The sequence below is a fragment of the Mesorhizobium sp. M8A.F.Ca.ET.165.01.1.1 genome, from assembly GCF_004792065.1.
In the GTDB taxonomy this organism is placed as follows: Bacteria; Pseudomonadota; Alphaproteobacteria; order Rhizobiales; family Rhizobiaceae; genus Mesorhizobium.
In genome coordinates, this window is sequence record NZ_SRTH01000004.1 from 40,452 (window position 1) to 62,589 (window position 22,138).

Here is a 22,138-nt window from a genome sequence, read left to right on the forward strand (position 1 = left end):
CGGCAGGATTGGGTTTCGAGCCTCAAGACCCCTACAAGAGCCGAATGGTCTGGACCAGTCAGCCAAGAACCTGAATGCATGGATCGCATCGTTGTTGTCGTAAGCGAACCAAGATCCCTTGCAACCACGCGGGGACATCTTCTGCTTGCGCTGCGCGCCGCCGGATACGAAGTACATGCCCTGGCGCCAGTCGATGCCATGACCGTTCGTTGGCTGACCGAGAACGGCATCCGTTTTCATCCATTGCCCATGGAGCGTGCGGCTATTGCGCCATTCGGCGATACGCTTTTGGCTTTTCGTCTTTGCAGGAAGCTACGAGAGCTCAAACCCCAGGCCGTGCTGACCTGTGCGATCAAGCCGATCGTCTATGGCATACCCGCGGCGCTGATTGCGGGGGTACCGCGCCGGCACGCGCTTGTCACGGGCCTCGGCTATGCGTTCACGGACCGTCACAAATCTCTACGGTGGAGGATGGTCAATGCGGTGGCCCGGCTTCTTTATGCCGCGAGCCTGCGTGTTGCCACCACGGCCACCTTCCAGAACGACGATGACCGCAATGACTTCGGTCGTCTGGGACTGCTCGGACGTACACCAGCCAATGTAGCCAACGGTTCAGGGGTAGATCTCGATCGATTCAAGGTTGCGCCATTACCAGAGAAGCCGCGATTTCTTATGATCGCACGCCTGCTTCGCGACAAAGGCCTCGGCGAATATCTGGGTGCGGCAAGGCTGGTTAAGGCAATTCGACCTGAAGCCCGTTTCGACCTGGTCGGCGATACGGATCCAAATCCCGCGGGATTTCCGGTATCGGAAGTTGAGGCAGCGGTCGCGGACGGAACCATCCGCTATCACGGGCCTGTGGAAGACGTCCGCGGGGTGATCGCCGATTCGCGTATCTTCGTGCTTCCATCCTACCGCGAGGGTACGTCGCGATCTGTCCTGGAGGCGATGGCAATGGGGCGCCCGGTGATCACGACAGATGCGCCGGGTTGTCGCGCGCCGATCGTTCCCGGCGTGAGCGGCCTGCTGGTGCCGGTCGGCGCCGCGCCCCCCTTGGCGGAAGCCATGATCCGCTTGATCGACAACCCAGGTGAAGCCGAATGCATGGGCAAAAACAGTCGATCGATCGCGGAAGAGCGCTATGATATTCGGAAAGTTACCGCTCATATGATGGAAATCATCGAAGCCCGGCACCGAGCCACAGAATGACGTTCGCGGGAAATCCATCGTCGAACCGATACGAGTTCGGAGCCAATTGGGCGTCGTTCATCGACAAGCACTACTCGGCGGAACGCCGCCGCATGGCGGCGGAGAAGCTCTTGTCCTTCCTCGGCAAGCAGACCCTCGAAGGCTTCGACTTCCTCGATATCGGCAGCGGCAGCGGGCTGCACTCGCTTGCCGCCTTCGATGCAAAAGCGGATAGGATACAGTCCTTCGACTTTGACCCGCTCTCGGTAAGCACAACCGGCAAGTTGCGGCAATTGGCGGGTGAGCCGACGAACTGGATCGTCGAACGCGGCGACGTGCTCGACGCCGACTATATGGAGAAGCTAGGCACCTGGAACCTCGTCTATTCCTGGGGCGTGCTCCACCACACCGGCGCGATGTGGCAGGCGATCGAAAATGCGGCGCGCACGGTTGCCCCCGGCGGTCTATTCTTCATCGCTCTCTATTCGTCGAATGTCGTGAAGCCCTCCGCGCAATTCTGGCTCGACGTGAAACGGCGATACAACGGCGCCAACCCTCGCCAAAGGCGGTGGATGGAGTACTGGTACATCTGGCGCTTCGGGCTCGGTCGCAATCCACTTCAACTGCCCTTGCTCGTGAAGCAGATCTATCAAAAGAAAAAAGGTCGCGGCATGAGCTACATGACCGACATCCGCGACTGGCTGGGCGGCTGGCCTATGGAGTTTGCCGACGACCAGGCGGTGATCGATTTCCTGAAGAAACGGTTCGATTTCGAGCTCGTCAGGATATCTACGGGTGAGGCATGCACGGAGTTCCTCTTCCGGAGCCCGAACAGTCGGCCGCCCAAACGGAGCAAGTCGTTTTAAGCGGTCTGTCCGCCGGCTCTCGTCCAGATATGTGGCCGGCCGTTTTCGAGGGTGACGATCTCGTCGCAATTTTCGACTGTTGTGAGCCGGTGCGCGATGATCAGCACCGTCAGGCCGGCGGGCAGCTCGCGGATCGCCTCCATGACCGCGGCCTCGGTCTCCGTGTCGAGTGCGCTCGTGGCTTCGTCGAAGACGAGCACGGAAGCCTGTCTGTACAACGCCCGGGCGATGCCGATGCGCTGGCGCTGACCACCCGATAGACGGACACCACGCTCGCCGACCCGCGTCTCATAGCCTTGCGGCAAACTTTCGATGAAATCCGCCAGTGCGGCCTGCTGCGCTGCATTGCGCACGCGGTCGCGGTCGATGTTGGCGGGATCGATGCCGAAGGCGATATTGTCGGCGATCGAGGCGTCCGCCAGGAAGATGCTTTGCGGCACATGGGCAATCTGTCTTTGCCAGGCACGCCGTGTGGTTCCGTCCAGCCGCTGCCCGTCGATCTCAATCACTCCGCCAGTCGGCTCGAGCAGACCCATTATCAGATCGACCGTCGTGCTCTTGCCGCTGCCCGTCTTGCCGATGAACCCGACCTTGCTTCCTTTCGAGATCGTGAGATTGAATCGCTCGAGTATCGGCGCTTGGTCAGAAGCGTAACGGAACGACACATCCTTGAGCATGATCGCTCGATCGAATGGGAGACGCTTAGGTGGCGGCTGGTTCCACTCTGGGCCGAGTGATGCCTCGAGCGCCTGGAGCACGACTTCGGCGCCGGCAAGATTGCTCAGTATCAGGGCCCAATTGCCGTATACAAGCTGCATGGATGGGAGCAGACGCTGCGCTCCAAGGACAAATGTTCCAAGTATCGGCAGAACCTGGCCGGCATCGTTCGAGCGGGTGATGAGGAAATAAGCAAGCGCCGCGATGATCACCATACCCGCAGCTTCGATCGCGAAACGCGGAGCGCCCGCGGCAAGTGCGTTCATTGCATTCGCGCGCTGCAGGCGTAAATCGAGTTCGGTGTACCGCAACAGAAAATACGGTTGGGTGTCGTTGATGATAACATCGCGGATGCCACCCAGTCCCTCTTGGACAGATCGGATGCCTTCCGCCTGCGCGCTGGCGATAATTTGCGCATTCTTCTTGAGGTGCTTGCGGATGACGAGCGACATGGCGAGGTAGACCGCCCCAAAGCCCGCGAAGATAACGAAGGTGATGAAAGAACTCAGAGCAAAAAGGGCAGCGACGATGAAGACGCCGATGACTATGCCGCTGATCGATTGCAACAGGGGCAGCATTACACCCGCGGTAATGGCTTGAACCTGGCGAAGCGCGGCCAACACCGAACTGGAATTGCGCGAAACGTGGTAGCTGTAGGGTTGGCGGAGTACTTGGTCATAGACCTTCACGCCCACCTCATGTCCCAGCGAGAAGACATAAGAGTTCGTGGCCCAGGCAAGGAATATGCGCACGGCGCCGGCTATGATCGCCACCACCGAAAACAGAATCGTCAAATCGAGAAGGCTGTCTGAAGAGCTGGTCAGCCGAAAGCCGGCAAGCTGGCGAGCGAGGAACGACTGGCCGCCAACCGCCTCGGGATTGGCGATGCGCGCAAGAAACGGCAGCAAGGCACCAAGCGTAGCGGCTTCCGCAAGTGCTCCGAACATCATCAAGACAAGGAGGCCGAAAAACTGCCTTTGTCTAGGCTTCGATACCTGCCGCCACAAGCGTCGCAGTGTGTCGAGAGTGCTGCCCGAGTTTCGGTTTCCGCTCAATGCCAAATCGATGTCCGCATTCAGAGCGCTCAATGCACACGTTCGGCGCTCCACGACAAGTCACAACAGATGCCCGCTGGCAACTTTATCACAGAAGCGCGAAGGTGACCTGTCCACAACTGCGCGTATGGGCCAGAGACCGTGATTGCGGTGAGGTGATATGCTTCAATCATGGGTGACGCTATAAAGATTCGGGATCGAAGGCAGCGGCTGGCCTTAATTGCGGCATTGCTTCGTGCACTCGGCGTGTTCTCGGCAGGGGTGGGGACGGCATTTCTGTTCTTTGTGTCGGCATACCCGCTCGGATTGGTCAGCGCCTACCCGGCACCACCTGCTTCGGCAATTGAGGGGCCACTGGGGTTTGCACAGAGAGTTGCGGACGTTGATGATCTCTATCGCCGCACGGGTGAGCCGATGCAGCCATATCTTGAGCGTCTGACAACGGCGGTCGCGCGTGGAATGGTACACTATTGGACAGAAGGTGACCGCTGGTCGGAGGCCGATGCGTCCTACACCCGGATCGGGGTTTTCGACAATTACTTGCTCTGGATGCTCAGCTTTCTTTCGGAATATCGGGAAAACCTGGGGAACTATGAATTTGTAACTCCCCGAAAGGCACTGGATCGCGGCTATGGGTTCTGTTCCCAGGTTTCGAAGATCGTCTACTCTGTCCTTGCCGATCAGGGCATCGAAGCGACGATCTACAGTGCGCCCGAGCACACTGTAGTTGAGTCAAATGGCAACATTCTCGATTCCGACTATGGTGTCTTCGTTCCTCACTCGCTTGAGGATGTACAACAAGACCCGTCGATCATCGACACGTACTACGCGCAATTCGGGCCGATGCTGCCTTTGCTAAGAAGGGCGTATGGTCAGGACTGGCAACCGCTCGGAACTGCCGAAGACTTCAACGGCGTGCGTGCGTACGAGGCAAAGTTCGAACGCCTGAAATGGGCTCCGCCGCTTGCGTTCCTTGCCATTGGTATTTTACTCGTCACCATCGGCATTCTGCTCCAGTATCTTCTTTTAGGACGCGGCCGGCTTGTGCTGCAGCGGGTTCGCGGAATTGCTCGGTCCTCTTGATTTCGTTTGCTCGTGACCATTTCTATAAGCCATCGCCTCGCAGAGGCTTCCGCTTGCAAGCGGCTGCGCCTAGCGGCAACCGGCGACCAATGAGGAAAGGCGGCGGAGCGGATGACGCTGCGAGAGAAATTTCCGATGACTGATGCTGAAGGCCAACAGTCGGCTGCCGGGCCTTCTGCCGCACTGGCTAGAAAGCCTCGTCGCAAAGTACTCTTTGTCATCGGAACGCTTGACCTGGGCGGCACCGAGAGCCAGCTCGTGCTGCTTGCCAAGGAATTGAAGCAGCGCGGCTGGAAGGTAGAAGTCTTTGCGCTTTCACAAGGAGGTGTTCTCTCGGAGACGCTGAATCGCGCCGGGATCCGGGTATTGTACGGACTTCATCGGCCGAATCCCCTACCTGCGTCGCCGACAGTGGCCAAAGTGGGTGCCAAGTCGGGCGCGGCGCCGACGAGGCGCCCGAGTGTGAAGGCGATGCTGGTTCTCGGCGCAGCCGTCACTTCGCTTGTCCTGCGCATCGTCTTGACCCGGCCGCGCGTGGTCCACGCCTTCCTGCCGCTGACCAATTTCCTGGGCGCCTTGGCGGGGCGGGTTGCGCTGGCGCCATTTGTCATCACGTCGCGACGCGGTCTCGGCAACCATCAGGAACGGTGGCCCAGGCTCAAGCGAATGGACCGGATCGCCAATCGGCTTTCCCATGTGGTGGTCGCGAATTCGCATGCGGTCGCGGCCGATATGGCGGCTCGCGACGCCTATGATATCGACAGAATAAGGGTGATCCCGAACGGTCTCGATCTCAGCCGCTTCGATGACATCGTCCATCGCCGGGACGAAACCCGGCGGCGGCTCGGCCTCAGCCAGGACGAAGTCGGCATCATCATAGTCGCGAATTTAATCCCATACAAAGGGCACAGGGATCTCATTCAAGCATTCGCTCTTGCGAGCGAAAGCCGGCCGAATCTGAAGCTGTTCATGGCGGGACAGGACCGAGGCATCGGGCCGGGCCTGGCGGAAGAGGCACGGCGGCTCGGCGTCGGATCGAAAGTCCATGCATTGGGATCACAGAGCGAGGTGCCGGAATTGCTCGCCGGCATGGATGTTGGCGTGATCGCCTCCCATGAGGAAGGTTTTTGCAATGCCCTGATGGAAAAGCTCGCGGCGGGTCTTCCTGTTGTCGCCACCAATGTCGGCGGAAATCCGGAGGCTATCTCCGGTATGCCGGGTTGTGTATTGGTGAAACCTCGTGACCCTGCCGATCTGGCTCGCGGGCTTCTAGCCGTTCTCGACCGATTGCCGGAGCCGACAGCCGACCGGGAATTTAGGCAACGGATGATGCGCGAGCGGTATTCGACAGGAGCTATGGTCGACGCATATGAACGCCTCTATCTCGTGGGCTGACGAATGAGCGGGATTGCCCACTCGGAACGCTCGGCGAGCTCAACGCATCCGCTGCGGGCGGTCCTGACGAACATTTCGGCCGGACTCTGTGCGTTCCTCATCGTCATCTGCCAGTCCTGGTTCTTGCCATACTTTATGCCGTTCTTCACCGGACGGGACGAGTTCGCCAGGCTGGTGTTCCATGCGCTCTATGGCGGAGTGCTGATTGTTTCGGTGGCCGTTCTTGTGACGCGTCGAGACGTGCGTAGCGCGATCCTTCTGCTTGCTATCACCGCCGCCATGGCAGTCGTCCCGGTTGCGCTTCATCCGATCGGGATCGTCGCCAAGTGTTACCTGATCACACTTTTCCTCGGCGGCGCGGCGATTGTGCTCATGCTTGCCTCAGCTCCCGCAATCGTGTTGCGCCTCTCGGCGTCAGTCACAGCGCTCAATGCGGTGGTTTGCTTGCTCGACCTCCTCTTTGCCAGCGGCTTCACCAACACGCCTGGCCGGGCCGCCGGTTTGGCGGTCAATCCCAATGTCGCAGCGGCCGGACTTCTGCTTGGGGCTGCGGCGAGCTACCGCGCCGTCGCACAAAAGTGGCGTGCAAGCTTCCTCGTGCTCGTAGCCATAACGCTTCTCGCGACGCTTTCTCGCTCGACCCTTCTTGCCGCCCTTGCAACGGTGGCGGTTCCGATTGTCGTCCGCATTTGGCAACAATTTCGCAGCGGCCGTCGTTTTCAGATCGATCTTGGGGGCTTGGGCCGTGCGGTCGTCGTCGCTTTTGCACTGCTGGGGGCGATCGGCATCGCGTTGACCACAAATGCTTCCTTCCGTATTGCCACGGACGAATCCTATGCCGGAATTTTGTCTGTAAGCACGGCGCTCAACGAAGCATCGAAGGCTGTCGATCGATCTCCGCCAGCCGCTACGGTGTCAATTGCGCCACCGCCTGAAGGGGCGTCGGCAAATCAACCGGCTCCGCCTCGGGCAAGTTCTGCTGACACTACCACGCCCCTCGCCGTCGAACCCCCGAGCGGTTCGGCCGCCGCTAAGGGCGGTGCATCCGCGGACGCCGTAAATTCGTCTCCTCTGCCATCCGGCCCCGCGCCCGCGGCTAACCAATCCACGAACGTCGCCAAGATGCAGGCGCTCGGCGAACGCCTGACCGATGAAGGCAAGAGGAACTCGATTTCGGCAAGGGCTCTCTTTCTCGAGCGCGGCCTGCTCGCCTATCGAGAAGGCGGTTTTTTCGGTCGCGGACTTGAACAGGCGCAAGCCCTTGCGCCGCACAACACCTTCGTCCTGTTTGCAATCGCTTTCGGTCACCTCGGCTGGCTGATTCCGATTGGCTTGGTCTGCTTCGCCTTTTGCTTTGCCCGGAACGCCGGTGATCTTGCCCTTGGTGTCGCGGTTCTAGGGGTGATGCTGACCTCGCATGACCTCTTGCTGACACCAAGTCTCTTTCTTCCAATCGCGCTCGGAATTGGCGGCATGCTCGCCGCACGAAAAGTGGCTGCCTCAAAGTCGTCGCCGACAGAGAAAGGCGAGCCTTGGAGCTTTGCTTGCGGAACAGTGGCAGGCGTCGTCGCCTTCGGGGCCGGCTGCATCGCGATACTGCTCGTCACACCACCGCTTATTACCGGGCGGCTGCAGAACGAAACCATGTTTGCCGCCCGAGGCGGATACGAAACGCTGCTTCCGCGGCCACCATTTCCCGGCCTTTTCCAGTTAGGCAACCTGTCTGACATTCCGCCTTTGCAAGCATCCAATCTGCGCGAAAACGGAACATCGCTACATCGCGTCGGCTGGTCTTCTCACGCATGGCCTGCCGTCAGGCAGGGCGAGTATACTTTTCGCCGGCCGGATGCTGTGCTGTTCGCGCCCACGGATTCGAGCGACCCTCGCAGCAATGACCGAACCTACGAGGTCGCCGTTCCGCTGTCGGTCAGTGCACTATGCTTCATTCTTCTGGGCACGATCATTGCATGGTCGATTGCAACTGTGGCTGCCGTGACGCCACTAACAAGTCGGTCTAAAGCCTCCGGATGATTTTCGGAACAATAAGCCTCGCGCCGAAGATCGACAGGTGATGATCTTCGACGTAGAGGCTATGTCCGGCGCTGTCGTCGCATGGCACAGAGCTGCGGGCTCAATTGCTCATGCTGGTTGTCGAAGGCTGCATGGCGTTCGCTGTCGATACACGAGTTCGCCCGTCGGCTGCGGCTAGGGCCTGGTGGAGACCGATCGTTCGCGCAAGGCCGACGTCGGTCTCCGGTGTCAAGTTTCGGCGCAGGTGAGCTTTGTCGCGGTAAATGAACTCGCCATTGATGTAGGTGGCGCAATGCCTGTCCGGACACATGCCTTTGAGTGGATCGACGAAGAACACCCCATTTTCATCCGCAAGCGACTCCAACGCCGTCACCACCGGCGACCAACGCCGTAGGATTTGCTCGCTATCCATGTCTGTCGAACAACGTCTCCGCTTTCGCGCATTGCCGCGCAGGACGTCAGATCCACGCCTGGCACAGGCACCTGTCCAATGATTCCGATGCGTCGTTGCCGAGCGGTGATTTCTTTTACGAGGCTGAGCAAGCCATCGCGCAACAGCAGGACCCTGTCCGCCTGCCGGCCGTCATCGGCGACGACATTGGTGTCAGCAAGGTTTGTCCAGGCGGAAGACAGGACCACGAGGTCGATATCTTTTCGCTGTCTCAGCATATGGACGACCGCCTTTCGGGAAGACGCGCAGCTTTCCTGGTAGTCGGGGTGCTCTGGAAAATCGCGATGGACACCTTCTCCGAATGCGGCCGGGCACGCGCGATAAAGAAAGAAGGCGGTATTCTCGTGCTGGCCGGCAGCATCGAACAGCGGGGCGAGGTGTTCGGCGTGGCTATCGCCCCACAGGACGGCGTGATGTCTCGCTTTGCCCCAGGGCGCCCCAAACGCGCAAAAGGTGCTGCCCAGTTCAGGAATGACGACCGTCTGTGGACACGGCCAGTCCCACATCACCTCGAGGCTGCGCATTGCCTCGGCTTCTTTCGGAATCCTGCTGGTGAAACCGCCGGCTTCGAAGATCGCATTGCCGCTCAGGCAAACTGTCGCCGCGGCGGCAACACCGGCGGCAAATGCCCTGGATGGAGGCGCCCGCGGACGGCGAACGGGTTCCTCGACGAACCGCCAAGAGAAATACGCCGCCAGCCCTGCCACGGCGACAAGGACAGACGCTTCGGCCGCCGTCGGCATTTCGGTGCCTGCATAGTGGCGGAAGAAAACCAGGATCGGCCAATGCCAGAGATAAAGGCTATAAGAAATCTTGCCCGTCGATCGCAATGGTGCGCTCGCAAGCAGCGCCGAGATCATTGACTGCGAACGCGGCCAGATGAGCAGGACGGCGCCGATCACCGGAAAGAGAGCACTCAAGCCTGGAAACGGTTGGCTCGGCGATAGCCAGATGGTGCTGGCGGCGACCAGGCAAAGGCCGATCAGTCCGAAAGCTTCGGAAGTGCCTCGGTGGCGGACGGGCGCCGCAAAGACCAGCAGGCCGCCGAGGGCCAGTTCCCAGGCTCGGCTGAAGGGAACATAGAACGCTTGTTTTGGATCGGTCGCCACCAGATGGAGGGCAATCGAGAAACTAATCAGTGCGACGGCACAGATGAGCGCGATGACCGGCAGATGGCGGCCCCGCGCCAACCGGTTCGCGGCCAGAAGCAAAACCGGCCATACCAGGTAAAACTGCTCTTCGACGCCGAGCGACCAGAGATGGAGCAGGGGCAGAAGCGTCGACTCGCGGTCGAAATAGCCCGTGTTCCAGAGAAAGTAGTAGTTCCCCACCCCGACGGTAGAATATGCCGCGCTGCGTCCTAAGTTGGCATAGTCCCCGGGGGACAACAGGAACCACCCCGCAACGAGCGAGAAGCAGATCGTTACCAGCATCGCCGGCAGAATTCGATGCATCCGCCTGGCGTAGAACTCGATCAGGGACAGTTCGCCGCCTTCAGCCACCAAAAGGCGGGTGATCAAGTAGCCAGAAATGACAAAGAAGATATCGACGCCGACGAAGCCCCCCGGAAAACCGGGCAATTCAAAATGGAAAAGAATGACGGCGACCACTGCGATTGCGCGCAATCCGTCGATATCTGGCCGATAGTCGGACTTCACGGCTCCCTCCGGGTTATTTCCCGGCCTCACAGCCCAATTGCGTATCATGAGTCGATGGCCGGACATATGCAACGGCGGCACCCGCAATTCGACTTACAAGTCGCATTTCGAGAAACGTGGGGATACCCTCACAATTTGTTTCGCGCTGGAGCGACGAAAACCTAAACATTGGTGCGCGTGTGCCAGAATCAGTCCTGCTCCTGGACCGGGGCGTCGGACCAGTGGCGGCTTTTCGGAGGGAGTATTCATTCGTTAATGATATCGGGGCGATGAAAACTTGCTCGCTTGATAGAAAAACGGGTTGTTCGTCCCGTCCCTGACTGTATAGAAGATTGTCCCGTGCGTTGCGAGGCCACGGGTCGTTCTGGAGGCTGTCAACGTTGGACAACCATAGCGCGGACATGGTTGAATTCGGCCAGCACGGACATGTGTTGGTTACTGGTGGCGCAGGCTTCGTAGGTTCGGCACTGGTCGATATGTTGCTTGCGCGCAATTGCACCGTGACCGTTGTCGATGATCTTTCGAACGGCCTGCTTCGCAATCTGCCGACTGGTGACCCTCGCCTGACGATCCGTACCTTCAGGGTCGGCGATCCGGCATATAATGGGGCGGTCCAGGATGAGGTTGGCCTTGCCGATGCCGTCTTCCATCTGGCGAGTCCGATCGGCGTTGAGCGTGCTCACAAGGAACGCTTCGCCGTCACCAGCGGCATTCTCGAATCAGGCTGTTCAATCGTCGAAGCATGCCGGCTGCACAGGCGCCCGCTTCTTTATACGTCGAGTTCAGAAGTTTACGGCTCCGGTCGGGACCGGCCAATCACAGAGTCCGATCCAGTTATGACGGATCTCCGACCGCGATGGGGTTATGCCGCTGCCAAGGCAGCCGTTGAGCATCTGGTTGCTGGACTGTTTTTCGATTTGGGCATCCCTAGCTGGATCGTTCGACCATTCAACATGGCCGGACCGCGCCAGCGCTCGGCGACCGGCCTCGTATTGCCAGTGTTTGTCAACGCGGCGTTGCGGGGCGAACCGCTTGTGGTTCACGACGATGGCGAGCAGAGGCGCGCGTTTCTCCACGTAGCCGATGCCGCCGAGGGGTTGCTTCTGGTGATGCAGTGCCGGTCGTTGCGAGGCCGGCCAGTCAACCTGGGCGGCAGCGAGGCGGTTCAGATTGGAAATCTCGCCAAGATGGTGGTTGACGCCACCAGGACGAGTGCGCCCATCGTTATGAAACCTTCCAGTGCGGTCTTTGGTGAGCGGTTTGCCGTGACGCATGACCGCGTGCCTGACACAAGTCTGTTGACCTCCATGACCGGATGGCGACCACTGCGAAGCACCAAACAGACAGTGGTCGACTGCATCGAGCACATGCGTGCCGAACGAGCAATGGCTTGACACCTGGTCCATTGGTCCCGTTCATCGGGGCTCTGCTCATATCGGCCGTTTGTGTGTGGCTGTTTGCGCGTCTGGCGATACGCATCGGAGCGGTCTCAAAGGTCAAGAGCGACCGATGGCACACATCGGGCGAGGTTCCCCGGCTGGCAGGGCCGGCCATGCTGATCGCGATGTCTCCGTGGCTTCCGGTTGAGTATATTCTTCTGCTGGCTGTTTTCTGCCTGATCGGCGCGCTGGATGACGTCCGATCCCTTTCCGCCGGTGTCAAGGCAGCGGCATTGGCCGCTGCCGCGATTTTAGCTGGCATCATTACAGGTCTGTGGTGGGTCCCGATCGTCATTTGGATAGCTTGCAACGCGGTCAACATGCTCGACCATGCGGATGGTCTTGCCGCAAGTGCAATCACGGCCGCCTTCCTGGGGCTCGGCGGCGATATCGGGATGGCCGGCGCGGGTGCGTGTGTCGGGTTCCTTTGCTTCAACTATCCGCCCGCCCGCGTTTTCATGGGCGACAGCGGCAGCCTTCTCCTCGGGGCGGCAATCGTGCTTCTTGCCTCGAAAAGAGGTTTTGACGCCTCGTTGGCGTGGATTGCCGTCCCGCTGATTGATGCAATATTCGTAACGACTCGCCGCTTGCTACAGGGGCGCAGGCCCTGGATGGGCGGCACGGATCACCTTGGTCATAGCTTGCTTCGGATTGGTGTGAACCGTCAGGTTTTGCCGGCTATCTACGCAGTGACGGCACTGGCGATAGGGCTGACATTTTCTGCTTTGGCTAATCCTTAGGCCGCTCTTCGCGATACCGATGGATCAGACTCGGCGGCTCCGCTCATTGTCTGCTACGAACGCCTGCCGGACCCACATCAGCGGCTCGCTGGCTGCCGAGCTCACGCAGATTTGCAGAATCGGCTTGAGGGCGGAGACGCGAGGCCGTCGTGGCACGGGTGGGCCCCGACACTGATCGCTACGGGCAGACGCTGTTGATTTGGCAAGCAAAACGCGCCGTTAAGCTTCATGCAATCTATGCAGCATAGACTGCCCGCCAGATTGCGAGGCACCATGAAGCGCAAACCATTATTGCTTTTCGCCTTCCCGGCCTTTGTCCTGCTGATCCTGGCGGCGGAGCGAATGGCCACGATCCTGCTCGGAACCTATCCCGCAAGCCCCGGTATGTGGAAGGTCTGGCTCACCTTGCACCCATCGTCCGGAATGGTCTGGCAGCAGGTCGATGTCTATCTGGGAGGGTCGATGGTCCTGGATTTCGCCCTGCTGGGTGCGGCGCTGGGGATCTGCTGGATGGCAAGTCAGGCCAGAAGGTCGGCCGCTTTCTTTCTTGCCAACCATGGCACCTTGATCCTCGCGGCGTTGATGATTTTGATCGGCGGCCACTCGCAGACCGCCAGCACCATTGCCGGGTTCTCGGCGCCGAGCGGCTTTCAGTTCTCACTGACGATGGACTTCACCTGGCTGAACTGCCTGCTGGCGGTCATCGGGGTTACGGCGTGCGCCTATTGCCATTTTGCCTATATGCGTGAACTCGGCATGCGCGTTGAACCGATGCGTGTCCGGCTCATGGCACTGCAGAGAGATTTCTAGCGCAGCGTGGCCGAGGCCAAAGCTAGTTTATCTTGTGATAGGTGACCTTGCCTTCCGGGGATACGATCCGCTGGTAGTTGGAACTTGGCGGGGGAGGCGCTGCCGGAGCCGGCCTCCTTCGCGTTGAGCGCGGCATATCCTCGGTGGCCGGTTCCGCCTCGGTGGCGCTGGCAACCGCCGCCGTATCTTCGGCGGGCGGGGGGAGCTCCACGACGCGCGGCTCGTCGCCACCGTGATTTCCCGACATTTCCGGTGCCTGCTTGGCGATGCTGGCGTTGACCTCGCCGAAGCTCGCCCGCAACCGGTCGTCCAGCGCCTCGAACCGGCTTTGAAATCCGTTGTTGACCGTGTCCAGCCGCGCGCTCATTCGCTGCTCGAACTGGCCGAGGTCCTCCAGCCGCGCCTCGATCGTACGCAGGTCGTTGATGCCACGGTAGAGATAGACGGCAGCGGTGGCGTTCAGAAGGGCAAACAGCGCCAGGCCGACGCAGACGGCAACGGCCACTCTGAACCGGCTCTTCTCCTTGTCGAGCAATGGCGGTTCGACCGCCGCCAGCAGTTCATCGGGATCGCTGATCGTTGTCATTGGACCACCACCTTGGTGCCGACAGGCACGCGCCTGAAAAGATCGATGACATCGGTATTGGTCAAGCGAAAACAGCCCGACGTGCCGTCGAAACCCACGCCCGAAGGGTCGTTGGTGCCATGGATGCGATAGAGCGTGTCGCGACCGTCCCGAAGCAGATAGAGCGCCCTTGCGCCGAGCGGATTGTACGGCCCCGAGGGAACCATCTCAGGCAACTCCGGCCGGCGGGCGCGCATTTCCTTGGGCGGGCGCCAAGCCGGCCACTCGGTCTTTGACCCCACCTGGACCGTACCCGTCCAGCCAAATCCATCGCGTCCGACGCTGATCCGGTAGCGCAGGGCCTCGCCCTTGCCGGTCACCAGGTAGAGCGCTTTTTCCTGCTTGCGGATGATTATGGTTCCAATCTTCTCGGCCGTGGGAAACACCACCGTCTTGCGCAGGCTGGGACCCATGGCCGGCAAAGGCGGGCGGCTGTCCGCCGACGCGTTCTGTCCGGCTGGAAGCGCCAGCGCCAGGCCGAGAAGGCAGGCGGCCGTCAGTCGAAAGCGATGGCCGCTAGCGGGCCGCATCGTCGAGCCGCTCGCGGAACATCTTCTTCAGATCCTTGTTGAAGCGGGCCCGGCCATCCACTTCGGACGGCAGCATCGCGCGGTTCAGGGCGTCGGCAAGCAGGGCATTGTCGAGGCTGACCGATTTGATATTCGGCGCCTTGAAGATCTTTTCCAGCTCGCCGCGCGAGAAGTGGTTGCCGAACCATTTGCGCTTGTGCTTGTTGGCCACCAGCGTGATGCTGACGTTATTGCCGCGCAGCTCGCGGATCTTCTTGTAGAGCCGTTTGCCTTGCCGCAGCGAAGCGACATTGAGCTCGAAGACGATGAAGATCTCGTCGCTCGTCGACAGCACGGAATTTTGCCAGGGCGTTTCGATGTTGGGCAGGTCGATGACGATGTCGTCGAAACGGTAGGCGACAAGGTCGAGCAGCCGGAACACGAAATCGGCGCCCTGCCGCTCGAACGGCAACTGCGGCCGCTCGAAGGCATAGAGCGTCAGGCCTGAAGGCCGCGACAGCTTGATGACATCCATCAGTTCGACATCGAGCCGTTCCGGCTGGCCGATGATGCCGGCAAGGTCGAACTGGTTGAACAGGTTGAGATAGGCGCCGCAATTGGCACTCTGGAAGTCGAGGTCGACCAGGCAGGTCGAGGCCGCGCGCTCGGTCGATTTCGAGGCCAGGAATTCAGCTGCCGACAACGCCAGCGTCGTGGCGCCGGCGCCGCCGCTGGCGCCGACGAAGGTGATGATGCGGCTTTTGGTACCCTGGTTGCCGCTGTCGTGGAAGGTGACGGCGTTGAGCAGTTCCTTGCCGTCGAGCGGCTTGTGCAGCCAGTCGGAGGCGTTCATGCGCACCAGCACGCGCGTCTGTTCGGACGTCAGCTCGTCCGAAACCGCGATCAGCGGCACGGTTGCCCACAGTCCACGCGCCTCGACGATGCCTGGATTGCCAAGCAATTCGCCGTTGCCGAGATCGAGGATGACGATGCCCGGGCGCGTCTCGGCCGGTGGGCCTTTGAGGAAGTCGCCCGTCTCGGCAACCCGCACGTCATAGATCGCCAGCGCATCGAGCCGCGTCGCCACATCGCGCTTGAAATTCGGATCGGAGGAAAACAGCGCGACCTGCTTTCGCTTGGTGGGCAGGACCTTGGTGTTGATGGCGTTCATGGCGTCCACGTGCTCTTCATGTCTTCGCCCGTGGCCGTGCTCAGCATGGAGGGCATGGTGATGGTTCCGAATCCGAGAAACCCGGCCAGAAAGAAGAACTGGAAGGGATGATTGACGATGCTGACGGTGATCGTTGGCACCGGCCCGCTGGGGCGAGTCCAGTAACCGAGGCCTGAAGCCTGATATTGGATCTGGACCTCGGATTTCAGAAGGGTTGGCAGGAATGTCAGCATGCCCGGCCGGGAGCTGCTGCCGCTAAAGATAAAGTCGAAAGCGGCTTGGCTCACATTGAGGTTCTGGCACGTGGCGCCTGTTCCGCAGCTGCAAGATACTGCTCCGGCGGCACTGGCGGTACAGATGTAGCTGTAAGTGTTGGCTGGAACCGCCTTTCCCACGTCCAGTGGGTCGCTGGGGGTTTTTGCCTCCAGCAGAAGTCCGCTGGCGATCGGAGCGGAAATCTGCGCCAGCCTGGCGCCAGCCTGCACCGCCTTGTTTCCGGCATTCCATTGGTAGAAGGCGTAACCGAAGTCGACGAAACCAAGCAGCAGAGTGAGCAGCACGGGCATTGCGATGGCCGCCTCCACCATTGTCGCGCCGGATTGGTTTCTCCAGAACGTGCCGCCCGACATCACCATCCCAAGACACGCTCCTGATGGAAAACATTGAGCGTAAGGGCACCAAAGCCAAGATAAGACCAGAGGCCCAGGGTGGGATATGGATATGCGGTGCTGACCTGCACGACAACGACAGTGCCGGTGCTGCTGAGATAGAGCTCGGTACCGGTCGTGGGATCGATCGCCTGGAGCGATTGTACTGGCGTGACGGTGACTTGACCCACGGTCCAACCGGTAACCCTCTGGCTGCCGTTCGTGACGGCCCCGTTTACCGCGAGGTTTTTTGCCAACGTTGAACAAGTATTCCAGTCACTGCTGCAGCGCGCCATATAGCGAGCGGCATCCTCGACGCCAGCTGCGAGAAGCAGACGCGTGTTGAAGATGTTCGAGAATTCGAAGACGCCGGCCGACAGCAGCAACACGAGTGGCATGACGATCGCTATCTCGACCAAGGCAGCGCCTTGTTCGTCATGGTGGAACCGCTGGAGGAACTGCCTTATTTTGATGAACATGGCGCTACCGGTACAATTGCGCTTCGTTGCGAAACGCCTTGTCGACAAGGGTATTATTGGCAAAGGCGCCATCCACGTCGACGATCTCCAGACTGATGGGTTTCTCGCCTGCGGAAGGATCGTCTGGATCCTTCGTGTTGTCCTGCTTCTGAACCGGCGTGTTAATGAACACGCTGACATAGCCGTCCGGCTTGATCGAGACGTGACCGTTTAGCTTGTCCTCGTTGGCGAGGCAGTTGACGATCGCCATGTTGAGCAGCCGGCGATCTGGATCGAGTGTCGGGTTAGGACCCTTGTAGCAGGATGGATCGCCGCTTTCCTTGGTCGGATTCAGCGACTTGTCACCGACAAGGCTTTTGGCGATCTCGTACTTGTAGACGTCATATCTTGATGCGGGAGCGCTCGTGGAGCCGGTCGGGTTGGTGGTGCTGGGGACGTTCGGATACGCCGTCCCGTGGTTGACCTGCCAGTAGCTCGTCCAGAAGCTCTGCGATCCGATCGCGTCGGACATTCCCTTCGCATCGACGTAGTTGGTGCCCGGAGGCAAAGGCAACGCGGTGTTGTCCGTCACGGGATCGTACTTGCTGCAGCCGGTCTTCTGGCCCTTGCGAACGTTGGTCGCCGGCCTGTAATTGAAGTCCTTGCTGTCGTTGTTCAACGAGCCGCTGTAGAGATCGAATCGGGTGTTGAGGCCAGTGTTGACCTGGCCAAGGGTGACGCCGGTCTTCGTGGTCAGTGCGTTGCGATTGTAACAGGTTCCCGAGGTGCCGATCGCAATGGCATCTCGCAGCGAGCTGAGATTGTTGTCGATCAGGCCGAAATTGCCGGGGCCAGGATTGGAATCGACTTTCAAAATACGGAACTCTCTCCCGTAAGTATCGCCCGAGGCAAAGGCTTGCTGGATCGTCTTGCTGGTCGAAGAATCCGCTGTCTCGAACGGGTTGCACATGAACAGGGGAACGGTTTCGCAGATTGACTGAACGAACCCGGCCACCGCCTGCGGCTGGATATCCATGGTGTCCTTGCTGCCGACCAGACTTGCCGGAAAGATCGTCGCGAAGGCACCTGCGCCAGCCGCAACGCCGGAAGCGTTGATCGTGACTTCAGCGAATGAAACAGCCTTGGGATCGGTGCTTGCCCAGTTTGTGCCATCGGCATCGACGCCGGCAGCGCTCAATGCGGTTTCGTCGCTGGCTGGTATCCCGGTCAGATAGGTGACGGTCATATCGGCTAAAACCAGCGGATGATCACCCGATGTCGAAAACAGGGTGTTGTTGGTGACGAGGGTTGTCACGGCCAAGTTGGCCCGGGTGATGGAATCCGATCTGCCGTCCAGTTCCGCGGCGGCGGCAAGCGCCATCGCGTCGATGCCCTTTTGCAGATCGTTGTGGAGGCTGTTGACGCGGCTCACGTCGATGGCCAGCACCGAGAAACCGATAAGCACGGGCAGCATGATGGCCACCAGGATCATCGCTATGCCGCGTTGATCGTTCCAGAAGGCTCGAATGGTCCCCAACATGACCTTACTCTCTGCTCTCTCGCGCAAGGGCCCCTCGCATGCCCAGCGCCCTCCGCATCCTTCCGTTCAGTTCACGGCGTCGTCACACCCGATCCACCGACATTGACCGTGATGGCCGGCGGTGGCGGGGGTGGCGGCGGAAATTTGTAGTTGTGCGCGACAGCGGCGGCGCGCGTGCCGTCGCCTTCGATATGCGTGTTCCTGGATGCCGGATTGAGTGGGTCGACCGTCTGCAGCAGGGAATTGTATTTCTGCGTGTCGCCCGCGGCCAAGGTCACGGTGTCGTAGTGGTTCAGATAGTCCGCGGCGCAGCCCGAAAGCGACCCGGCGCACAGAATGAGGATCAAGGCGCTATTTCTTGACATAGAGCATCTTGTCCTTCGATTTGAAGTCCAGCATGTGGCCATAGGGGCCGGTGACGCCGTCGCCTGTTTCATATTTGCGGATCATGTCCTTGTTCACTTCGAGCTGGCCGAGCACGAAGAATTCCGGATCATTCGCGGGCCGGGTCTTGTCGAAAGGCGTCGCCAGCTGTTCGCCGGGCTTCACCGGCCGCACGATGTGCGGCGTGACGACAACGACCAGTTCGGTCTCTTCCTTCTGGCTGCTCGAATTGCGGAACAGCGTGCCGATGACCGGCACCTGGCCGAGCCACGGCACCTGCTCCTGAAGCTTGGTCGTCTTGCTCGACAGGAGCCCGCCGACCGCGAAGCTCTGGCCGTCGCGCAGCTCGACGACGGTTTCCAGCTTGCGGTTGGTGAAGATCGGATCGCCGGCTGTGGTGAAGCCGGTCAGGTCGCTGACCTCGGGCGCCAGCTGGATGTGGATCTTGTCGTCGGCGAGCACCACCGGCGTGAACAGGAGATTGACGCCGAATTGCTTGTATTCGATCTGGACCTCACCATCGTTGTTGACACTGCGGATGGGAACCTGGCCGCCGGCGTTGAAACTGGCGGGTTCGCCGGAAAGCGTGGTGAGGTTCGGCTCGGCAAGCGTGCGCACCACGCCTTTGGCCTCGAGTGCTTCGATGATCAGGTCGACCTTGATATTGCTGTCGATTATCTGGGTGATCAACGCCGCGAAAGGGTTACTGTTCGACAGCAGGCCGGTCACGAGGGTCCCTGGGGCCGTTCCTGTTGGCGTGGTAGCTGCGATGCCCGTTCCAAAATGAGTTGCATTGCTGTCCCTGCTTCTGAACGACACACCGAGATCGCGGCCGGCGTTGCGCTTGGCTTCCAGCACACGCACTTCGAGATTGACCTGCTGGCTGTCGTCGACAGTGACGGAATTGATGATGGCGTCGGGACCATATTGCTGGGCCACTTCCATGATCGCCGACAGCGTGGCGCCGTCCTTGACATGGCCGCCAAGCCTGACCTTGCCGTTGATCGAGCCGATTTCGATGCGCGACCTCGGCGAAACCTGACGGATCGCCGCCGCCATGTCGCTGACATCGACGCCGACCTCGATCTGGATGACGCCGAGCGAGCGCTTGTCGGGCGAGAACAGGTTGACCGTGGTGGTGCCGGCACCCTTGCCGATGACATAGAGCGTGCGGTCGGTCATTGGCTGCGCATCGGCGATCTTCTCGTCGCCGACGACGATGTCGCCGAGATTGGCATTTACCTGGATTGTCACCGATTGCGACATCGGCAGGAAAACACGATGGACGCTGGGGTTGGACACGTCGATGAAGCGGTCAGCCGCCTCGGCCACGAGGCTCGACAGCAAAAACGCCACCAGACAGGCCAACGCGCCCGCCGCCATCCTCAACCAAGTCCCCTGCATCCCCGTCTCCCAAATGCTGCTTAAGGCAGCCACCGTGTCGCGCGGTATTATGCCGCAATAGTATCATGGTTGTCGCGGCACGTCATATGTCTCGAGCTTCACGCCCCGGAACACGCCTACCGACACATTCTTCGGCGGCTCAGGCTGTACATACTTGACCACTTCCTTGACGACTTCCCGCACTTCAGCTGCCGCCGCTGGAGCGGGCTTAGCCTTGCCCAGTTCGTCAAGCCGGCTTCCAACGCGCTCCACGGCCTGGGTGAGCCCGGCAATCTTTTCCTCGGCACGCTTGCGCTCAGCTTCCGCCAATGCGTCCGCGGCAGCTTTCTTCTCGAGTTCGGCCTGTCGCTTGGCGACGTCTTCTGGCATTTCGCCGGTCAGGTCGGAAAGCGTCACCCGCTCGGTGGCCTCGCCCTTGCTGGCCGCCGCCTGGCGCAGCGCCAGAGACAATTGGCCGGCGCCGGCTGCCAGGGTCAGCTTCTGTGCGTCCTTGGTGCTGACCTCGAGCGTCACTGACTTGACGACGGTCGGGCTGTCCTTGCTCACATCTGCAACCTGGTCGATGGCGAGAACCTTCATGCTCTGCAGCAGCACGTCGACGAAACTCTTGTCCGCACCGTCGTCGCCACGCACCGTGCGCGTCAGCAGAATATCGACGCGGTCGCCGGGGAAAACGAATCCAGCCACCCCAAGCACGTCGTTGACCCTGATGGAAACGGCTTTCATGCCTTCGCCCAGCACCGCCGAGAGCGTGGCGCGCTGGCCGGGGCCGGTGATCTTGGTGGCGAGGACAGGCTCATTGGTGCCGATCGCCTGCAGCGCCTGCTTTACGCCTTCGCCAGCCAGCATCTCTTTCGTTGTCTTGAAAGCGCCGGCCGGAACCGCGCCCGCCGGCCACGCGATTTCGCGCAACTTGTCGTCGGTCAGCGTGTCACCGAATTTCAAAGGTACGGCCGCCACCACCACCGTATCGTGCGGGACGTCATCCGTCCGCGCCATGGCATTGCGCTGGCTGGCCAGCCAGATATTGGCGAGCACCACCGCCAGTACGCCGAACACGCCGGCGAGGACAATCATGATAAGCGTATTAGCGCGCATCTTCCCACCCCACCATCGCCCGCCGGGCGAATGTCAGCCCCTTCAAAGCGCAGAATTCTGGGCCGAAATCGAGCGATTCCGGCCCAGAAGGTTTTTAGCAAGTGCCACCGGCACTACCATCAGCCTTCAGGCCCTTGCCGTTCAGGTTCGCGCAAAGGCCGGTGAATTGACTGCCGACCCATCCGCCGATGGCAATAACCGCAATGATCGATGCCGCCGCAATGATGCCGATCAGGATCGAGTATTCCACCATGGCAGCACCGTTCTCATCATCGCGGAACTGCCTGGCTGCAATGATAAGCCTTTTCATGGCTGTATCCTTCGCCTCAGCAGGTGCCGCCAGCGGTACCATCAGCCTTCAGGCCCTTGCCGTTCAGCTTCGTGCAGAGGCCGGTGAACTGGCTGCCGACCCATCCGCCGATGGCAATAACCGCAATGATCGATGCCGCCGCAATGATGCCGATCAGGATAGAATATTCGACCATGGCAGCGCCGTTTTCATCGTCGCGGAACTGCCGGGTCATCGTCATGAGCTTCTTCATGTCAATTTCTCCCTTTGGAGGTTTGAACCCGACGAGACAGAGCCAAGGATGAACTCCATACCCAAGCATCCCCCGTCATCTCGATCCTAGGTCCCGAGAAATTGCGGAGTCAAACGGGATTAACGGTTCCTTAACTTCCCAATACATGAACTTGCGAGTTGAGAGCGGCTTTAAATTTCAGCAAGAGCTTGATTCGTCTAATTTTTCAAGCGTCCTTAACCATTCGTTCACAATTATGCGTAAGGACTAATAAAGTGACGGCTACTTTAGATGTGTAGCATATCCCTTTATATCTAGGGGGTTATAGCCAGATATGGAGTGGATTCC

At 60.1% G+C, this 22,138-nt stretch carries 20 protein-coding genes and 1 pseudogene; 8 read left to right on the forward strand and 13 right to left on the reverse strand.

Annotation, left to right across the window (positions count from 1 at the left end; all coding sequences use genetic code 11):
• The first annotated feature begins 78 nt into the window (after positions 1-78).
• Complete coding sequence (locus EN808_RS13475) at positions 79-1,209, forward strand: glycosyltransferase family 4 protein (protein ID WP_127275384.1); 1,131 nt, start codon at positions 79-81, stop codon at positions 1,207-1,209.
• On the forward strand, positions 1,206-2,054 hold the full coding sequence (locus EN808_RS13480; protein ID WP_127870448.1) for a class I SAM-dependent methyltransferase: 849 nt from the start codon (positions 1,206-1,208) through the stop codon (positions 2,052-2,054). The genes EN808_RS13475 and EN808_RS13480 overlap by 4 nt, the downstream gene beginning before the upstream one ends.
• Here EN808_RS13480 and EN808_RS13485 read toward each other — a convergent pair.
• Positions 2,051-3,859 (reverse strand): ABC transporter ATP-binding protein, encoded by a 1,809-nt coding sequence (locus EN808_RS13485; protein WP_245525070.1) that lies wholly within the window; start codon positions 3,857-3,859, stop codon positions 2,051-2,053. The genes EN808_RS13480 and EN808_RS13485 overlap by 4 nt on opposite strands.
• 138 nt (positions 3,860-3,997) lie before the next feature.
• Between EN808_RS13485 and EN808_RS13490 the strand changes: the two genes are divergently transcribed.
• The 3 genes from EN808_RS13490 (at position 3,998) to EN808_RS13500 (ending at position 8,335) form a co-directional block, all read left to right on the forward strand.
• Positions 3,998-4,909, forward strand: a complete 912-nt coding sequence (locus EN808_RS13490; RefSeq protein WP_127275386.1) for a hypothetical protein — start codon at positions 3,998-4,000, stop codon at positions 4,907-4,909.
• Between the two features lie 135 nt (positions 4,910-5,044).
• Positions 5,045-6,304: a glycosyltransferase gene (locus tag EN808_RS13495; RefSeq protein ID WP_167531362.1), complete on the forward strand. Its 1,260-nt coding sequence runs from the start codon at positions 5,045-5,047 to the stop codon at positions 6,302-6,304.
• A 3-nt stretch (positions 6,305-6,307) separates the two neighbouring features.
• Positions 6,308-8,335 carry an O-antigen ligase family protein gene (locus EN808_RS13500; RefSeq protein ID WP_127870451.1) on the forward strand — a complete coding sequence of 676 codons (2,028 nt, stop codon included), beginning with the start codon at positions 6,308-6,310 and terminating at the stop codon, positions 8,333-8,335.
• A 100-nt stretch (positions 8,336-8,435) separates the two neighbouring features.
• Here the strand turns inward: EN808_RS13500 and EN808_RS13510 are convergent.
• A pseudogene (locus EN808_RS13510) lies at positions 8,436-10,510 on the reverse strand (acyltransferase family protein).
• Between the two features lie 314 nt (positions 10,511-10,824).
• Between EN808_RS13510 and EN808_RS13515 the strand changes: the two are divergent.
• The 3 genes from EN808_RS13515 (at position 10,825) to EN808_RS13525 (ending at position 13,433) form a co-directional block, all read left to right on the forward strand.
• On the forward strand, positions 10,825-11,838 hold the full coding sequence (locus EN808_RS13515) for an NAD-dependent epimerase/dehydratase family protein (protein WP_135864959.1): 1,014 nt from the start codon (positions 10,825-10,827) through the stop codon (positions 11,836-11,838).
• A gap of 158 nt (positions 11,839-11,996) precedes the next feature.
• Positions 11,997-12,623, forward strand: coding sequence for an MraY family glycosyltransferase (locus EN808_RS13520; protein WP_245464228.1), 627 nt, complete (start codon positions 11,997-11,999; stop codon positions 12,621-12,623).
• A 273-nt stretch (positions 12,624-12,896) separates the two neighbouring features.
• A complete protein-coding gene (locus tag EN808_RS13525) occupies positions 12,897-13,433 on the forward strand; it encodes a hypothetical protein (protein ID WP_127870454.1) in 537 nt (178 codons plus the stop codon).
• 22 nt (positions 13,434-13,455) lie between these two features.
• On the opposite strand, the gene EN808_RS13530 is transcribed toward EN808_RS13525, so the two are convergent.
• The 11 genes from EN808_RS13530 to EN808_RS13580 all read right to left on the reverse strand — a co-directional run bounded on the left by EN808_RS13530 (position 13,456) and on the right by EN808_RS13580 (position 21,811).
• The gene (locus tag EN808_RS13530) at positions 13,456-14,019 is read right to left on the reverse strand and encodes a hypothetical protein (RefSeq protein ID WP_135916052.1); all 564 of its coding nucleotides are present in this window, start codon (positions 14,017-14,019) and stop codon (positions 13,456-13,458) included.
• Entirely contained in the window at positions 14,016-14,588 is a 573-nt protein-coding gene (locus EN808_RS13535) for a L,D-transpeptidase (protein ID WP_135916053.1), read from the reverse strand. The genes EN808_RS13530 and EN808_RS13535 overlap by 4 nt, the downstream gene beginning before the upstream one ends.
• Entirely contained in the window at positions 14,575-15,738 is a 1,164-nt protein-coding gene (locus EN808_RS13540) for an AAA family ATPase (RefSeq protein WP_127275395.1), read from the reverse strand. The genes EN808_RS13535 and EN808_RS13540 overlap by 14 nt, the downstream gene beginning before the upstream one ends.
• Positions 15,735-16,373, reverse strand: coding sequence for a TadE/TadG family type IV pilus assembly protein (locus EN808_RS13545; protein ID WP_135916054.1), 639 nt, complete (start codon positions 16,371-16,373; stop codon positions 15,735-15,737). The genes EN808_RS13540 and EN808_RS13545 overlap by 4 nt, the downstream gene beginning before the upstream one ends.
• Positions 16,367-16,864: a TadE/TadG family type IV pilus assembly protein gene (locus EN808_RS13550; protein WP_189524113.1), complete on the reverse strand. Its 498-nt coding sequence runs from the start codon at positions 16,862-16,864 to the stop codon at positions 16,367-16,369. Before EN808_RS13550 ends, EN808_RS13545 begins: the two co-directional genes overlap by 7 nt.
• Positions 16,865-16,868: 4 nt before the next feature.
• Positions 16,869-18,383: a pilus assembly protein TadG-related protein gene (locus tag EN808_RS13555; RefSeq protein WP_135916056.1), complete on the reverse strand. Its 1,515-nt coding sequence runs from the start codon at positions 18,381-18,383 to the stop codon at positions 16,869-16,871.
• A 71-nt stretch (positions 18,384-18,454) separates the two neighbouring features.
• Positions 18,455-18,730: a hypothetical protein gene (locus tag EN808_RS13560; RefSeq protein WP_245525071.1), complete on the reverse strand. Its 276-nt coding sequence runs from the start codon at positions 18,728-18,730 to the stop codon at positions 18,455-18,457.
• A gap of 4 nt (positions 18,731-18,734) precedes the next feature.
• Positions 18,735-20,171: a type II and III secretion system protein family protein gene (locus tag EN808_RS13565; protein ID WP_135916057.1), complete on the reverse strand. Its 1,437-nt coding sequence runs from the start codon at positions 20,169-20,171 to the stop codon at positions 18,735-18,737.
• Positions 20,172-20,234: 63 nt separating this feature from the next.
• Positions 20,235-21,269, reverse strand: coding sequence for a Flp pilus assembly protein CpaB (cpaB, locus tag EN808_RS13570; protein ID WP_135916058.1), 1,035 nt, complete (start codon positions 21,267-21,269; stop codon positions 20,235-20,237).
• A 94-nt stretch (positions 21,270-21,363) separates the two neighbouring features.
• Positions 21,364-21,579 carry a Flp family type IVb pilin gene (locus tag EN808_RS13575; protein WP_135864977.1) on the reverse strand — a complete coding sequence of 72 codons (216 nt, stop codon included), beginning with the start codon at positions 21,577-21,579 and terminating at the stop codon, positions 21,364-21,366.
• 16 nt (positions 21,580-21,595) lie between these two features.
• On the reverse strand, positions 21,596-21,811 hold the full coding sequence (locus tag EN808_RS13580; RefSeq protein WP_135864980.1) for a Flp family type IVb pilin: 216 nt from the start codon (positions 21,809-21,811) through the stop codon (positions 21,596-21,598).
• Between the last annotated feature and the right edge of the window lie 327 nt (positions 21,812-22,138).

Excerpts from the sequence above, each read along its gene's own strand:
- EN808_RS13530 (WP_135916052.1), bottom strand. The coding sequence starts at position 14,019 with ATGACAACGATCAGCGATCCCGATGAACTGCTGGCGGCGGTCGAACCG.
- EN808_RS13500 (WP_127870451.1), top strand. The coding sequence starts at position 6,308 with ATGAGCGGGATTGCCCACTCGGAACGCTCGGCGAGCTCAACGCATCCG.
- EN808_RS13545 (WP_135916054.1), bottom strand. The coding sequence starts at position 16,373 with ATGGTGATGTCGGGCGGCACGTTCTGGAGAAACCAATCCGGCGCGACA.
- EN808_RS13550 (WP_189524113.1), bottom strand. The coding sequence starts at position 16,864 with ATGTTCATCAAAATAAGGCAGTTCCTCCAGCGGTTCCACCATGACGAA.
- EN808_RS13580 (WP_135864980.1), bottom strand. The coding sequence starts at position 21,811 with ATGAAGAAGCTCATGACGATGACCCGGCAGTTCCGCGACGATGAAAAC.
- EN808_RS13525 (WP_127870454.1), top strand. The coding sequence starts at position 12,897 with ATGAAGCGCAAACCATTATTGCTTTTCGCCTTCCCGGCCTTTGTCCTG.
- EN808_RS13540 (WP_127275395.1), bottom strand. The coding sequence starts at position 15,738 with ATGAACGCCATCAACACCAAGGTCCTGCCCACCAAGCGAAAGCAGGTC.
- EN808_RS13575 (WP_135864977.1), bottom strand. The coding sequence starts at position 21,579 with ATGAAAAGGCTTATCATTGCAGCCAGGCAGTTCCGCGATGATGAGAAC.
- EN808_RS13535 (WP_135916053.1), bottom strand. The coding sequence starts at position 14,588 with ATGCGGCCCGCTAGCGGCCATCGCTTTCGACTGACGGCCGCCTGCCTT.
- EN808_RS13490 (WP_127275386.1), top strand. The coding sequence starts at position 3,998 with ATGGGTGACGCTATAAAGATTCGGGATCGAAGGCAGCGGCTGGCCTTA.
- EN808_RS13475 (WP_127275384.1), top strand. The coding sequence starts at position 79 with ATGGATCGCATCGTTGTTGTCGTAAGCGAACCAAGATCCCTTGCAACC.
- EN808_RS13565 (WP_135916057.1), bottom strand. The coding sequence starts at position 20,171 with ATGCAGGGGACTTGGTTGAGGATGGCGGCGGGCGCGTTGGCCTGTCTG.
- cpaB (WP_135916058.1), bottom strand. The coding sequence starts at position 21,269 with ATGCGCGCTAATACGCTTATCATGATTGTCCTCGCCGGCGTGTTCGGC.
- EN808_RS13555 (WP_135916056.1), bottom strand. The coding sequence starts at position 18,383 with ATGTTGGGGACCATTCGAGCCTTCTGGAACGATCAACGCGGCATAGCG.
- EN808_RS13520 (WP_245464228.1), top strand. The coding sequence starts at position 11,997 with ATGCTGATCGCGATGTCTCCGTGGCTTCCGGTTGAGTATATTCTTCTG.
- EN808_RS13495 (WP_167531362.1), top strand. The coding sequence starts at position 5,045 with ATGACTGATGCTGAAGGCCAACAGTCGGCTGCCGGGCCTTCTGCCGCA.
- EN808_RS13480 (WP_127870448.1), top strand. The coding sequence starts at position 1,206 with ATGACGTTCGCGGGAAATCCATCGTCGAACCGATACGAGTTCGGAGCC.